The following is a 13272-nucleotide window of genomic DNA, read 5'->3' as shown; positions in this document are numbered from 1 at the left end:
GGGCTCCGCACCGGTTCTGGACGATGACCGGAGTGGGGCCCGCGTGCCGTGCGTGCGGGTGCGTGCCGTGCGTGCGGGGGCGCGCAGGTGGGCGCGTGCGTCGCGCCGGTGAGGCTCAGGGCCAGACGAGGCAGTACGGCTGGTGGCCGGCCATGTGGAGGCGTTCGGAGAAGTCCTGCCACTCGTGGAGCAGCCGGTAGACGTTGAAGGCGTCCTGCGGGCCGCTGCGGTCGGGGACCGTCGACCAGATGAACGCGGCCGCGCCGACCGACTCCTCGCCGATGCCGCGCAGCGGGTCGACGACCGTCATCGGGAGCTTCACCACGGCGTAGTCCGGGTGCAGGACGACGAGTTCGAGCGGCGGGACGCGGTGCAGGGGTATGCCCTCGATGCCCGTGAGCACCATCGCCGCCATGGTCTCCGGCTTGATCTTGGTGAACATGCCGTGGCCCAGCTCGTCGCCGCCGAGCTCTTCCGGGCGCATGGAGATCGGCACGCGAGCGGCGGTCGCACCGTCCGGCGCGCCGAAGTACTTGTAGGTCACCCCCACTCCGCCGCCACCCCTGCTGCTCTCTGTTCTCGCCGCTTCACGCCGGTGACGTCCCCGTGCCTGCTCAGGCTCGAGTCCCCCGGTACCCTCGCCCAGTCCGCCACCGCGCTGCATGTCACCACCCGACCACTCGCGGCCCCCGCCGCGCAACCAGATCATCGTGTCAAAGACCTCCCCGCGCAGGCGGGCGCGAAACGCCCCGAGGGCGTACCCGCTGGGGAAGGTCTGCCACCATGGCCCCGTGACTCACTCGTACGACACCCCAGTATCGCAGTCGCTCTTCGATCGTGCCGCAGCCGTGACTCCCGGAGGCGTGAACTCGCCGGTCCGCGCCTTCGGCGCGGTGGGCGGTACGCCCCGCTTCATGGTGTCCGGCACCGGTCCGTACCTCACGGACGCCGACGGCCGCGAGTACGTCGACCTGGTCTGCTCGTGGGGGCCGATGATCCTCGGCCACTCCCACCCCGAGGTGCTCTCCGCGGTGCAGGCGGCCGTCGCGCGCGGCACGTCGTTCGGCACGCCGGGCGAGGCGGAGGTCGAACTGGCCGAGGAGATCGTGGAGCGGGTGGCGCCGGTGGAGCGGGTGCGGCTGGTCTCCAGCGGCACCGAGGCGACCATGTCGGCGATCCGGCTCGCCCGCGGGTTCACCGGACGGCCCAAGGTGGTGAAGTTCGCCGGCTGCTACCACGGCCACGTGGACGCGCTGCTGGCCGCCGCCGGCTCGGGCGTCGCCACCTTCGCGCTGCCGGACACCCCGGGGGTCACCGGTGCGCAGGCCGGCGACACCATCGTGCTGCCCTACAACGACCTCGCCGCCGTGACCGAGGCGTTCGCCGCGCACCCCGGCCAGATCGCGTGTGTGATCACCGAGGCGTCGCCGGGCAACATGGGCGTCGTTCCGCCCCGGGACGGCTTCAACCAGGCGCTGCGCGACCTGTGCCGCACGCACGGCGCGCTGTACGTCTCCGACGAGGTCATGACCGGTTTCCGGGTGAGCCGGGCCGGCTGGTACGGCCTGGACGGCGTCGAACCGGACCTGATGACGTTCGGCAAGGTGATGGGCGGCGGCTTCCCCGCGGCGGCGTTCGGCGGCCGCAGGGACGTCATGGACCACCTCGCCCCGGCCGGCCCCGTCTACCAGGCGGGCACGCTGTCCGGGAACCCGGTCGCGACCGCCGCCGGCGTCGCGCAGCTGCGGCTGCTGGACGACGTGGCGTACGGGGCCGTCGACACGGTCTCCGAGCGGCTGCGCGGCCTGGTCACCGAGGCGCTGACCGCGGAGGGCGTCGCCCACCGGCTCCAGACCGCCGGGAACATGTTCTCCGTCTTCTTCACCGACACCCCGGTCACGGACTACGCGGGCGCCAAGGCCCAGGAGGCGTTCCGCTACACCGCGTTCTTCCACGCGATGCTGGAGCAGGGCGTCTACCTGCCGCCCTCCGCCTTCGAGTCGTGGTTCGTCTCCACCGCGCACGACGACCGCGCCGTCGAGCGGATCGCCGCCGCGCTGCCGTCCGCCGCGCGCGCCGCGGCCCAGGCGAAGCCGGAGGCCGCCGCATGACCCCCACGGTGACGGTGGTGCACGTCGTCAGACACGGCGAGGTGCACAACCCGGAGGGCATCCTGTACGGCCGGCTGCCCGGCTACCACCTGTCCGACCTCGGCCGCCGCATGGCCGACCGGGTGGCGGAGCACCTGGCCGACCGGGACATCGTGCACGCCGTGGCCTCGCCGCTGGAGCGCGCGCAGGAGACGGCCGCGCCGGCCGCCAAGGCCCTCGGTCTGGATCTCGCCACCGACGAGCGGTTGATCGAGGCGGGCAACCTCTTCCAGGGCAAGACCTTCGGCGTCGGCGACGGCGCCCTGCGCAGCCCCGCGAACTGGCGGCACCTGCGCAACCCCTTCCGCCCGTCCTGGGGCGAGCCGTACATCGACCAGGTGGTGCGCATGTCGGGCGCCGTGGAGGCGGCCAAGAACGCGGCGCGCGGCCACGAGGCGGTGTGCGTCAGCCACCAGCTGCCGATCTGGACGCTGCGCTCCTACGTCGAGCGGCGCCGCCTCTGGCACGACCCGCGCACCCGCCAGTGCACCCTCGCCTCGCTGACCTCGTTCACCTATCTGGACGACAAGATCGTCTCGGTGGCGTACAGCGAGCCGGCGCTGGACCTCGTACCGCCGCACCTGCGGGCCGGCGGCCCGCGCGGCGACCGGCCCGCCGCAGGCGCCTGAGAGCGGCTGCTCGTATGCGCCCCGAAACCTGCTCCGACCTGCTGATACGCGCCCTACCAGGGGGTGCGGAGATCGCCCTGCGACCTCATGGGAAACTTTTCACATGAGTCCGATCCGCGCCTTCCGTCGTCGTACGCCCCTGTCCGCCGCGGCCGTACTCGTCGTGGCCGGCGGGCTGCTGCTGACCGGATGCGGGGACGACCCGAAGGCCACCGGGGGCGGGGACAAGGGCTACGTCCAGGGCACCGGCCGGATCACGAAGGTGCCCGCCGCGGAACGCAAGGACGCCCCCGACATCGGCGGCGAGACGGTCGGCGACGGCCGGGCGCGCCTCTCCGACTTCCGCGGCGAGGTCGTGGTGGTCAACGTGTGGGGTTCCTGGTGCGCACCGTGCCGGGCGGAGGCCCCGCACTTCGCGAAGGTCGCCGAGGACATGACGGACGACGGCGTCCGGTTCCTCGGCATCAACACCCGCGACCAGTACAAGGAGCCGGCCCAGGCGTTCGAGCGCACCTACGGCATCCCCTACCCGAGCCTCTTCGACCCCAGCGGCCGGCAGATGCTGAAGTTCCCCAAGGGCACGCTCTCGCTCCAGACCATCCCCTCCACGCTGATCATCGACCGGGACGGGAAGATCGCCGTGCAGGCGCTCGACGAACTCGGCGGGAAGCAGCTGCGCTCGCTGATCGAGCCGGTGCTCGCGGAGAAGTGACGGTGCGATGAGCGACCCCACCGCGGCCCTGACCACCCTCGCCGTGGCGCCGGACGAGACCGTGGTCAGCGGCGCGCTGATCCTGGCGCTCCCGATCGCGCTGCTCGCCGGGCTGGTGTCGTTCTTCTCGCCCTGCGTGCTGCCGCTCGTCCCCGGCTATCTGAGCTACGTCACCGGCGTCAGCGGCACCGACCTCGCGGACGCCCGCAAGGGCCGGGTGCTCGCCGGCGCCGCGCTGTTCGTCCTCGGCTTCACCGCCGTGTTCGTCTCCGGCGGCGCGCTGTTCGGCTACTTCGGCAACACCCTCCAGGAACACCGCGAGATCATCTCCCGCGTGCTGGGCGGTCTCACGATCCTGCTGGGGCTGTCGTTCATGAGCTCCGGCTCCGGCCTGCTGAACCGTCTCACCAGCCGCGAGTTCCGCATCCACCGCCGTCCGGCCGTCGGCCTCGCGGGTGCGCCGATGCTGGGCGTGCTGTTCGGCATCGGCTGGACGCCGTGCATCGGCCCGACCCTGTCCGCGGTGACCGCGCTCGCGCTCAACGAGGCCAGCGCCGGGCGCGGAGCGGTGCTGACCGCCGCCTACTGCCTGGGCCTCGGCCTGCCGTTCCTTCTCGCCGCGGTGCTGTTCCGCCGCACCCTCGGGGCGTTCGGCTGGGTCAAGCGGCACTATGTCTGGGTGATGCGCATCGGCGGCGGCCTGCTGGTCGCCGTCGGCGTGCTGCTCGTCACGGGGGCCTGGGACCGAATCGTCTACGAACTGCAGGTGTGGTCCGGCGCGGCCGGATTCACCGTGGGGATCTGAGCGGATGACCGACGACACCACCACCCGGCCGGACACCGAGCGCCCGGACGCCGCCACGGAGGAGCCGGAGCTCGGTGCGGCCATGTCGCAGCTCTCCACCGCCCCCGTCGAGGAGAGCGGGCGGGCCGTGCAGGGCTCGTTCGGCGGCGTCCGGGCCCCCGGCGTCAAGGGCGGCGCCGCCTGGACCGGCCGCGAAGTCCTCGGCTGGGCCCGCTGGTTCTGGCGCCAGCTCACCTCGATGCGGGTCGCGCTGATCCTGCTCTTCCTGCTCTCCCTCGCCGCCATCCCCGGCTCGGTCATCCCGCAGTCCTCCGTCGATCCCACCCAGGTCGACGACTTCCGCGCCGAGAACCCGACCCTCGGGAACGTCTACGACGCGCTCCAGCTCTTCGACGTCTACAGCTCGGTGTGGTTCTCCGCGATCTACATCCTGCTGTTCGTCTCACTGATCGGCTGCATCCTGCCCCGCAGCTGGCAGTTCGCCGGACAGCTCCGCGCCCGTCCGCCGCGCGCTCCGCGCCGCCTGGACCGGATGCCCGCCTTCACCACCTGGCGCACCGACGCCTCCCCCGAGGACGTACGGGAGGCCGCGCGGGAGCTGCTGCGCGGCAAGCGCTACCGGGTGGCCGCCGAGGGCGACGCCGTCGCGTCGGAGAAGGGCTACCTGCGCGAGGCCGGCAACCTGCTGTTCCACATCGCGCTGATCGTGCTGCTGGTGGCGTTCGCCGCCGGCCAGCTCTTCCGCTCCGAGGGCGGCACGCTGGTCCCCGTCGGCAGCAGCTTCTCCAACACGCTCTCCCAGTACGACGACTTCTCCTCCGGTTCGCTGTTCGCCTCGGACGACCTCGACGGCTTCGGGTTCCGCCTGGACGACTTCGACGCGTCGTACGAGGAGAACGGCCCGAACCGCGGCAGCGTGCGTACGGCCCGCGCCGACGTCACGTACTGGACGTCCCCGGACGGCCCGGAGCGGAAGACCACCATCCAGGTCAACGAGCCGCTGGAGATCGGCGACACCAAGGTCTACCTGCTCGCCAACGGCTACGCCCCGGTCGTGTCCTTCACCGACGCGAGCGGCGAGGTCGCCTACCGCGGCCCGGTGCCGTTCCTGCCGCAGGACACCAACCTCACCTCCAGCGGAGTCATCAAGGTCACCGACGCGGTGAACGAGGAGGGCGAGCGGGAGCAGTTCGGCTTCCAGGGCTTCTTCGTGCCCACCTTCGGCGGTGCCGGCTCGGGCAGCATGTTCTCCCGCTGGCCGGAGCTGAAATACCCCGTGCTGTTCCTCACCGCCTACCGGGGCGACCTGGGTGTCGACTCCGGCATCCCGCAGAACGTGTACCAGCTGGACACGGACAGCATGAAGCAGTTCAAGGCCGGGGACGGCGGTCCGCTGGCGAAGAAGCTGCTGCCCGGCGAATCCATGAAGCTGCCCGACGGCAAGGGCACGCTGAAGTTCGAGGGCGTCAAGCAGTGGGCGAACTTCCAGGTCGCCCACCAGGTCGGCAACGTCTGGGCCCTCGCCGGCGCGCTCGTCGCCATCGCCGGACTCGCCGGCTCGCTGTTCATCCAGCGCCGCCGGATGTGGGTCCGGGCCGTCGCCGGCCCGGACGGCACCACCACCGTCGAGATGGCCGGACTGGGACGCAGCGAGTCGCCCCGCCTCCCCGAAGAACTGGGCGACCTCGCGTACGCCCTGCAGGACAAGGCACCGCCGGCCGCCGCCCCCGACGGGGACACGGCGGAGTCCGACGCCGACGCAGCACAAGAGGCACCCTCCCGAGGAGACCGCCCGTGAACCTGGTGAACATCGCCGCCGCGACCAACGAGCCGCTCGCCGAGATCAGCAACTACCTGATCTACTCCGCGATGGCCGTCTACGTCCTCGCGTTCGTCGCGCACATCGCCGAGTGGGTGCTCGGCAGCCGCAGCAAGGTGGCCCGTACGGCTGCCGCGCTCACCTCCGGCGCCGCGCAGGACGCCGCCGCGCAGGACGCCGCGCAGGCGGCTCCCGCGGTCACCGTCAGGAAGGGCGGCTCCACGAGCGTGCTGGAGCGCCCCAAGGTCGTCACCCGCTCCAGCGCCGGCCGGCGCGGCGACCTGCCCGACGGCCCGGGCGCCGCCGGCGGGGACGAGAGGGGCGACCTCTACGGGCGGATGGCGATCTCGCTGACCGTCCTGGCCTTCGCGCTGCACGCGGGCGGCGTGCTCACCCGCGCGCTGTCCGTCGGCCGCGCGCCGTGGGCGAACATGTACGAGTTCTCCACCGCGTTCTCCATGGTGATCGTCGGCGCCTACCTCGGTTTCCTGCTGGCGAAGAAGAACATCCGCTGGATCGGCCTGCCCCTCGTCACCACCGTGCTGCTCGACCTCGGTCTCGCCACGACCTGGCTCTACACCGAGTCCGACCAGCTGGTCCCCGCCCTCCACTCCTACTGGCTGTGGATCCACGTCTCGCTGGCCATCGTCTGCGGCGCGCTGTTCTACCTCGGCTTCGTCACCTCGGTGCTGTACCTCTTCCGCGACCGCTACGAGACCAAGCTCCTGGGCGGCGGCAGGCCGGGCGCGTTCGCCACCTCCGTGCTGGAGCGGCTGCCCTCGTCGTCCTCGCTGGACAAGTTCGCCTACCGGGTCAACGCGGCCGTCTTCCCCTTCTGGACCTTCACCATCGTCGCGGGCGCCATCTGGGCCGGCGACGCCTGGGGCCGCTACTGGGGATGGGACCCCAAGGAGGTCTGGTCCTTCATCACCTGGGTCGCGTACGCCTGCTACCTGCACGCCCGCGCCACCGCCGGATGGAAGGGCCGCAAGGCCGCCTACCTGGCGCTCTTCGCCTTCGCCTGCTTCCTCTTCAACTACTACGGCGTCAACGTCTTCTTCAACGGCAAGCACAGCTACGCCGGCATCTGACGTCCCGGCGCAGGCGCTACGGCCCGAGCGGGCTGACCTCGCCGGTCCGCCACCGCCCGCGTCGACGGCCGCCGGGCACGGGGACGCGTCGGCCGGCGGCCGTCGGGGGTTACGCGCCCGTCGGGGGCGGGGTCTCGTCGTCGCCGCCGCCCGTGTCGCGGCGCCGGCGCTCGTCCTCCTCGCCCAGCGACTTGAGGAAGTCCGGGTTGTCGTCCGGCGCCACCCAGCGCCGCTCCTGCGGCCGCTGCGCGCCGTACGGCGCGTTCCGCCGCGGCCTGCCGACCAGGAACCAGGCGATCGGGCCGATCAGCACCTGCCCGAAGAGCAGCACGATGAACACCCACGCCAGCTTCGGCAGCTTGCGCACCTCGTTCTCGGGCGTGTTCAGGCAGTCGATGAAGGCGAAGATCCAGATCGCCAGGACCAACAGGAACGGCAGATACCTGAGCATGCGGGGCGCCCCCTGGGGTGCGTCGGGTGTACGGACACCAGCGTAACGGCCGGAAATCCACATGCTCGATACTGAGGCCATGGCATACGACGATCTCCGCTCGCTGCTGCGGGCGCTCGAACGCGAAGGCGACCTCAAGCGCATCAAGGCGGAGGTCGATCCGTACCTCGAGGTCGGGGAGATCGTCGACCGGGTGCAGAAGTCCGGGGGACCGGCGCTGCTCTTCGAGAACGTCAAGGGTTCCTCGATGCCCCTGGCCATGAACGTCTACGGCACCGACCGGCGGCTGCTCAAGGCGCTCGGCCTGACGTCGTACGCCGAGATCAGCGAGAAGATCGGCGGGCTGCTCAAGCCGGAGCTGCCGCAGGGCTTCGTCGGTATGCGGGAGGCGTTCGGCAAGCTGGGCGCGATGGCGCACGTGCCGCCGAAGAAGGTGCGCAACGGCCCGGTCCGGGACGTGGTGCTGCGCGGCGACGACGTGGACCTGGACGCGCTGCCCGCGCTGTTCACCTGGCCGGAGGACGGCGGGTCGTTCTTCAACCTCGGCCTCACCCACACGAAGGACCCGGAGTCCGGCGTACGGAACCTCGGCCTCTACCGCCTCCAGCGGCACGACAAGCGCACGATCGGCATGCACTGGCAGATCCACAAGGACAGCCGGAACCACTACCAGGTCGCCGCCCGGCGCGGTGAGAAGCTGCCCGTCGCGATCGCCTTCGGCTGCCCGCCCGCCGTCACCTACGCCTCCACCGCGCCGCTGCCCGCCGACATCGACGAGTACCTCTTCGCGGGCTTCGTCCAGGGCAAGCGCGTCGAGATGGTCGACTGCGAGACGGTGCCGCTGCAGGTACCGGCCGATGCGGAGGTCGTGCTGGAGGGATGGCTGGAGCCCGGCGAGATGCTGCCGGAGGGCCCGTTCGGCGACCACACCGGCTTCTACACGCCGCAGGAGCCGTTCCCGGCGCTCACGATCGACTGCGTCACGATGCGGAAGAAGCCGGTCCTGCAGTCCATCGTCGTCGGCCGTCCGCCGACCGAGGACGGGCCGCTGGGGCGGGCGACGGAACGCTTCTTCCTGCCGCTGCTCAAGGTGATCGTCCCGGACATCGTCGACTACCACCTCCCCGAGGCCGGCGGCTTCCACAACTGCGCCATCGTCTCCATCGACAAGCGCTACCCGAAGCACGCGCAGAAGGTGATGTCCGCGATCTGGGGCGCGCACATGATGTCGCTCACCAAGCTGATCGTCGTCGTCGACGCCGACTGCGACGTGCACGACCTGCACGAGGTCGCCTGGCGTGCGCTGGGCAACACCGACTACGCCCGCGACCTCCAGGTGGTCGACGGGCCCGTCGACCACCTCGACCACGCCTCCTACCAGCAGTTCTGGGGCGGCAAGGCGGGCATCGACGCCACCGCCAAGTGGCCCGAGGAGGGCTACACCCGCGACGGCGGCTGGCCGCACATGGTGCTCTCCGACCCCGACACGGCGGCGACGGTCGACCGCCGCTGGAAGGAGTACGGCCTGTGACCTCGGACGCGCAGGCGACGTCGAACCCCGTGCGCGCGTTCCTGCGGCTGGTGATGATCGAGCACTCGGTGTTCGCGCTGCCCTTCGCCTACATCGCGGCCCTGACCGCGATGTTCCTGGACGACGGGCGCGTGCACTGGTGGGAGCTGCTGCTGATCACCGTCGCCATGGTGAGCCTGCGGACGTTCGCGATGGCCGCGAACCGGATCATCGACCGCGAGATCGACGCCCGCAACCCCCGCACGGCCGGGCGGGAGCTCGTCACCGGCGCGGTGTCGGTACGCACCGCGCAGATCGGCGCGGCGGTCTCGCTGGCCGTCTTCCTCGGCGCGGCGGCCCTGCTCAACCCGCTGTGCCTGGCGCTGGCGCCGGCCGCCGTGGTGCCCATGGTCGTCTACCCGTACGGCAAGCGCTTCACGGACTTCCCGCACGCGATCCTCGGACTCGCGCAGGCCATCGGGCCGATCGGCGCGTGGATCGCGGTGACCGGCACCTGGTCGTGGGAGGCCGTGCTGCTGGGTCTGGCGGTCGGCATCTGGATCGGCGGCTTCGACCTGATCTTCGGCTGCCAGGACGTCGCCGCCGACCGCGCGGAGGGCGTGCGGTCCGTGCCCGCGCGCTTCGGCATCGCGGCCGCGCTGTACGGCGCACGCGTCGCGCACGGGGTCACGGTGCTGCTGCTCGCGTGGTTCGGCGTCGCGACGGGCGCGGGCCTGCCGTGGTGGGCCGGGCTCGCGCTCGTGACGGCCGCGTTCGCGTACGAGCATGCGATCGTACGGCCGGGCGACCTGAGCCGCCTGAACCGTGCCTTCTTCACGGTGAACGGCTTCATCGGCATGGCGCTCTTCGCCTGCGCGCTGGCCGACCTCGCCCTGCGGGGCCTCTCCGCGGGCTGAGCCGTTCCGGCACGCGGGGGGTGAGGCACCGCGGCGGCCGCCCGCCTGCCGCCAGGCCGGTGCCGGGTCAGTGCCAGGCCGGTTTCTGCTCGCCCGCCACGCGGCTCCGCGAGGTCATGAACGCCGCCATCACGCCGCCGATCAGCCCGAAGAGGTGGCCCTGCCACGACACCCCCGGCGTCGTCGGCAGCACGCCCCACAGGATCGACCCGTACAGCACGACCACCACGCCGCCCAGCGCGACGTCCGCGATGCGCCGGTCCACGAAGCCGCGCACCACCAGGTAGCCGAACAGGCCGAACACGAGCCCGGACGCGCCCGCCGTGTTGCTCGGCACCGGCGCCGTGACCCACACGCCCAGCCCGCTGACCAGGATGGTGATCAGCGAGACGGCCAGGAACGTGCCGATGCCGCGCAGCGCGGCCATGAAGCCCAGCACCAGCAGCGGCACGGTGTTCGCCATCAGGTGGTCCCAGCCGAAGTGCAGGAACGCGGCCGGGACGATGTCCAGCAGCTCGTCCGTCTGCCGGGGCGAGATGCCGTACGGGTCCAGCGCGTGACCGGTGGCGTAGTCGACCGCCTCCAGCACCCACATCAGGCCCACCCAGACCAGGATGAGCTTCAGCGCGGACGCGGTCCGGTACGTCGTCTCGCTCGTCATCGTGTGCCTCCCCTCCCCCTGGAGAGCCCAGTGCCTCTCACCGTGCAACGCTACCCGGATCGCCCCGGTTCCCCACGTGCCCGGGCGTACGCCGCGAACGGGGGCTACGACGTGGTGCCGCTACGACCGGGCCGCCCGGTACAGCGCGGCGGCCAGCAGGTCCTGCGGTGCCAGCTCGGGCGCGTTACGGGGCGGGTTCGGGGAGTACACGTCGCCCGGCGAGAACCGCAGCCGCAGCGGCACGTCCGCCGCTCCGTCGCCGACCAGTCCGCCCAGGTCGAAGCGCACCTCGGCCAGCGAGCCGCGGCGCAGCACCACCTCCGCCGGCACCCGGCGGTCCCCCGCCTCGGCGGGGTCGAAGCCGGTGCCGAGCGGCTGCAGCAGCGGGGCGAGCGCCCGTGCCGTACGCCGGGCGGGCAGCTCGGCGTGCAGCCGCTGCACGCCGTCCTTCTCCCCGGTCACCCGGTAGGTGGTGTGCCGGGTGAGCACGTCCTCCAGTCCGGCCATCGTGCCGCGCAGCTCGTCGCCGTCCAGCACGTTGCTCGCGCCGCGCACGCCGCCGCGGTCCACGGACAGGCCGGTGAACTCCTCCAGCGCCCAGGCGTAGTCGGCGAACGCCTCGGGCTTCATGCTGACCCAGCCGCCGCCCAGCAGCCGGTCGACGGAGTGCAGCGAGCCGGGCAGGTCGTCGGCGAGCCGCAGAACCCTCCGCACCCGGTCGCGCTCCTGCCGGGTGAGCCCGCCGTGACGCAGCAGTTCCTTCGGCTGGATCCGCAGGTAGACCCGGTCGCCGATCGACTTGTACGACACCACGTCGCGGTCGCCGAGGCACAGGGCCATCACCAGCCGGGTCTCCGGGCCGTAGTCCTCCAGCTCGTTCAGGGCCCTCTCCGCCTCCAGAGCGAGCGCGACCTCGGCCTGCGCCAGCCGCCGCGCCCGTTCCGGGCCGGTGTCCCGGCCGAAGGCCGACAGCAGCTCCCGCACCTCGCCGACCGGGGCGTCGAGGTCGGCGACGACCGTCGCCGACTCCTCGGCGGTCATCCGGTCGACGGCGCCGCGCACGGTGTCGGCGGGCGAGCCCGCGGCTTCGGCGGGGCCGCAGGCGACGGCTCCGGCCAGCAGCAGGCAGACACCGGCGGCGACGGCGGCGTGACGGCGGGGTGAACGGGAGGCGCGCATCTCCCGAGCCAACCGCATGACCGCCCCCGTTGGCCAGCCGGGGCACGTCGTACGCTCGGTGCGTGACTTCCAGCCAGCGCCGGCCCTGGGTCGTGGGCGTCTCCGGGGCCTCCGGCACTCCGTACGCGGCGGCGGTGCTGCGTGCGCTGCTGCACGCGGGTGAGCCCGTGGACCTGGTGGTGAGCCGGGCCGCCCGGCTGACCGTTCTGGACGAGACCGGTCATCCGTTCCGCGACGCGCACGCCGAGGAGGACCTGCGCCGCTGGCTCGCCCGCGGCGCCGACGGCACCCCGGACGCGTACGACGTGGACGTGAGCGGCGTGCGGCACTGGGCGGCCGGCGACCTCGCGGCCGGGCCGTCGTCGGGGTCGTACCCGACGCGCGGCATGCTCGTCGTGCCCGCGAGCACGGCCTGCGTGGCGGGCGTGGCGCTGGGCCTGTCGAAGGACCTGCTGCAGCGCACCGCCTCGGTGACGCTGAAGGAGCGGCGGCCGCTGGTGGTGACCGTCCGCGAGACGCCGCTGACCGGCCAGACGCTGCGCCACCTGGTGACGCTGGACGACGCGGGCGCCGTGGTGCTGCCCGCCTCGCCCGCCTTCTACGCCGGGGTGCGGGACGCGCAGGACCTGGTCGACTTCGTCGCCGGCCGGGTGCTGGACGCGGCCGGCGTCCCGCACAAGCTGTACCGCCGCTGGCGGGGCGAGCTCGGCGGCGGCCGGGAGGTCACACGGGACGCGTCGGCCCCGCCGGACGGCCCGTAGGACGGGCCGACCGCAGGAGATGACGCGGCCATGCCTTAGATTCGTATCCGAGGAATGCGGGAAACACTCGAATCCCGACCCGGGAAGACGGAAGGCGTAGGACGCATGGACGCGGTGGACAGGCAGCTCATCCAGGCGCTGCGCGAGAACGGCAGGGCCTCGTACGCCGAGCTCGGCCGGCTCGTCGGCCTCTCCGGCCCCAGCGTCACCGACCGCATCAACCGGTTGGAGGCGGCCGGCGTCATCACCGGCTACCGCGCGACCGTCGACGCGCCCTCGCTGGGCCTGGGCGTCACGGCGCTGGTCGGCATCCAGCTCTCCGATGCCGTCGACCACGAGGAGGTCGCGGGCCGGATGCGGGACCTCGCCGAGATCGAGGACTGCTGGTTCATCGCCGGCGACGACTCCTACATGCTCAAGGTCCGCGCGACGGACGTGGACGGGCTGGAGCGCACCATCCGCCGTCTCTCCGGCACCAAGGGCGTCTCCCGCACCCGGACCACCATCGTGCTCTCCACAAAGTGGGAGAACAGGGTCGGCGAACTGCCCGACGAGGTGTAGGGCTACGCTCGATCGGGGCGCCGGTA

At 72.3% G+C, this 13272-nt stretch carries 14 protein-coding genes; 10 read left to right on the top strand and 4 right to left on the bottom strand.

The features are described 5' to 3' along the window. Positions 1-115 precede the first annotated feature (115 nt). The gene (locus RM572_RS18320) at positions 116-664 is read right to left on the bottom strand and encodes a hypothetical protein (RefSeq protein ID WP_078529203.1); all 549 of its coding nucleotides are present in this window, start codon (positions 662-664) and stop codon (positions 116-118) included. A gap of 127 nt (positions 665-791) precedes the next feature. On the opposite strand from RM572_RS18320, the gene hemL reads away from it, so the two are divergent. The 6 genes from hemL to ccsB all read left to right on the top strand — a co-directional run bounded on the left by hemL (position 792) and on the right by ccsB (position 7206). Then, entirely contained in the window at positions 792-2111 is a 1320-nt protein-coding gene (gene hemL / locus RM572_RS18315; protein ID WP_311674430.1) for a glutamate-1-semialdehyde 2,1-aminomutase, read from the top strand. After that, positions 2108-2779: a histidine phosphatase family protein gene (locus RM572_RS18310; protein ID WP_311674429.1), complete on the top strand. Its 672-nt coding sequence runs from the start codon at positions 2108-2110 to the stop codon at positions 2777-2779. Before hemL ends, RM572_RS18310 begins: the two co-directional genes overlap by 4 nt. Before the next feature lie 103 nt (positions 2780-2882). Then, positions 2883-3491, top strand: a complete 609-nt coding sequence (locus tag RM572_RS18305; protein WP_311674428.1) for a TlpA family protein disulfide reductase — start codon at positions 2883-2885, stop codon at positions 3489-3491. A gap of 7 nt (positions 3492-3498) precedes the next feature. Beyond that, entirely contained in the window at positions 3499-4296 is a 798-nt protein-coding gene (locus RM572_RS18300) for a cytochrome c biogenesis CcdA family protein (RefSeq protein WP_027764587.1), read from the top strand. 4 nt (positions 4297-4300) lie between these two features. Next, complete coding sequence (resB, locus tag RM572_RS18295) at positions 4301-6094, top strand: cytochrome c biogenesis protein ResB (RefSeq protein ID WP_311674427.1); 1794 nt, start codon at positions 4301-4303, stop codon at positions 6092-6094. A gap of 5 nt (positions 6095-6099) precedes the next feature. Then, positions 6100-7206 (top strand): c-type cytochrome biogenesis protein CcsB, encoded by a 1107-nt coding sequence (ccsB, locus tag RM572_RS18290; RefSeq protein WP_311674464.1) that lies wholly within the window; start codon positions 6100-6102, stop codon positions 7204-7206. Positions 7207-7315: 109 nt separating this feature from the next. Here ccsB and RM572_RS18285 read toward each other — a convergent pair whose 3' ends face one another. Next, on the bottom strand, positions 7316-7657 hold the full coding sequence (locus RM572_RS18285) for a PLD nuclease N-terminal domain-containing protein (RefSeq protein WP_311674426.1): 342 nt from the start codon (positions 7655-7657) through the stop codon (positions 7316-7318). A gap of 79 nt (positions 7658-7736) precedes the next feature. On the opposite strand from RM572_RS18285, the gene RM572_RS18280 reads away from it, so the two are divergent. Beyond that, positions 7737-9188 (top strand): menaquinone biosynthesis decarboxylase, encoded by a 1452-nt coding sequence (locus RM572_RS18280; RefSeq protein ID WP_311674425.1) that lies wholly within the window; start codon positions 7737-7739, stop codon positions 9186-9188. Beyond that, positions 9185-10084 carry a menaquinone biosynthesis prenyltransferase MqnP gene (gene mqnP / locus RM572_RS18275; protein WP_311674424.1) on the top strand — a complete coding sequence of 300 codons (900 nt, stop codon included), beginning with the start codon at positions 9185-9187 and terminating at the stop codon, positions 10082-10084. The genes RM572_RS18280 and mqnP overlap by 4 nt, the downstream gene beginning before the upstream one ends. 67 nt (positions 10085-10151) lie before the next feature. Here the strand turns inward: mqnP and RM572_RS18270 are convergent, their stop codons facing one another. Both RM572_RS18270 and RM572_RS18265 read right to left on the bottom strand, forming a co-directional pair. After that, on the bottom strand, positions 10152-10745 hold the full coding sequence (locus RM572_RS18270) for a rhomboid family intramembrane serine protease (protein ID WP_311674423.1): 594 nt from the start codon (positions 10743-10745) through the stop codon (positions 10152-10154). 120 nt (positions 10746-10865) lie between these two features. Then, positions 10866-11942 (bottom strand): hypothetical protein, encoded by a 1077-nt coding sequence (locus RM572_RS18265; protein ID WP_311674422.1) that lies wholly within the window; start codon positions 11940-11942, stop codon positions 10866-10868. 44 nt (positions 11943-11986) lie between these two features. Between RM572_RS18265 and RM572_RS18260 the strand changes: the two genes are divergently transcribed. Both RM572_RS18260 and RM572_RS18255 read left to right on the top strand, forming a co-directional pair. After that, positions 11987-12685, top strand: coding sequence for a UbiX family flavin prenyltransferase (locus tag RM572_RS18260; RefSeq protein ID WP_051308515.1), 699 nt, complete (start codon positions 11987-11989; stop codon positions 12683-12685). Positions 12686-12790: 105 nt separating this feature from the next. Next, positions 12791-13246, top strand: a complete 456-nt coding sequence (locus tag RM572_RS18255; RefSeq protein ID WP_027764581.1) for an Lrp/AsnC family transcriptional regulator — start codon at positions 12791-12793, stop codon at positions 13244-13246. Positions 13247-13272: the final 26 nt, after the last annotated feature.

Origin of the sequence: Streptomyces hazeniae (genome assembly GCF_031845485.1) — a bacterium.
Taxonomy (GTDB): domain Bacteria; phylum Actinomycetota; class Actinomycetes; order Streptomycetales; family Streptomycetaceae; genus Streptomyces; species Streptomyces hazeniae.
Note: the sequence above shows the minus strand (reverse complement) of the source record. Positions and strands in the feature narration are given on the sequence as shown.

Coding starts and splice junctions, on each gene's coding strand:
- RM572_RS18300 (WP_027764587.1), top strand. CDS start 3,499: ATGAGCGACCCCACCGCGGCCCTGACCACCCTCGCCGTGGCGCCGGAC.
- RM572_RS18280 (WP_311674425.1), top strand. CDS start 7,737: ATGGCATACGACGATCTCCGCTCGCTGCTGCGGGCGCTCGAACGCGAA.
- RM572_RS18305 (WP_311674428.1), top strand. CDS start 2,883: ATGAGTCCGATCCGCGCCTTCCGTCGTCGTACGCCCCTGTCCGCCGCG.
- resB (WP_311674427.1), top strand. CDS start 4,301: ATGACCGACGACACCACCACCCGGCCGGACACCGAGCGCCCGGACGCC.
- RM572_RS18320 (WP_078529203.1), bottom strand. CDS start 664: ATGCAGCGCGGTGGCGGACTGGGCGAGGGTACCGGGGGACTCGAGCCT.
- RM572_RS18270 (WP_311674423.1), bottom strand. CDS start 10,745: ATGACGAGCGAGACGACGTACCGGACCGCGTCCGCGCTGAAGCTCATC.
- RM572_RS18255 (WP_027764581.1), top strand. CDS start 12,791: ATGGACGCGGTGGACAGGCAGCTCATCCAGGCGCTGCGCGAGAACGGC.
- RM572_RS18285 (WP_311674426.1), bottom strand. CDS start 7,657: ATGCTCAGGTATCTGCCGTTCCTGTTGGTCCTGGCGATCTGGATCTTC.
- RM572_RS18310 (WP_311674429.1), top strand. CDS start 2,108: ATGACCCCCACGGTGACGGTGGTGCACGTCGTCAGACACGGCGAGGTG.
- RM572_RS18265 (WP_311674422.1), bottom strand. CDS start 11,942: ATGCGGTTGGCTCGGGAGATGCGCGCCTCCCGTTCACCCCGCCGTCAC.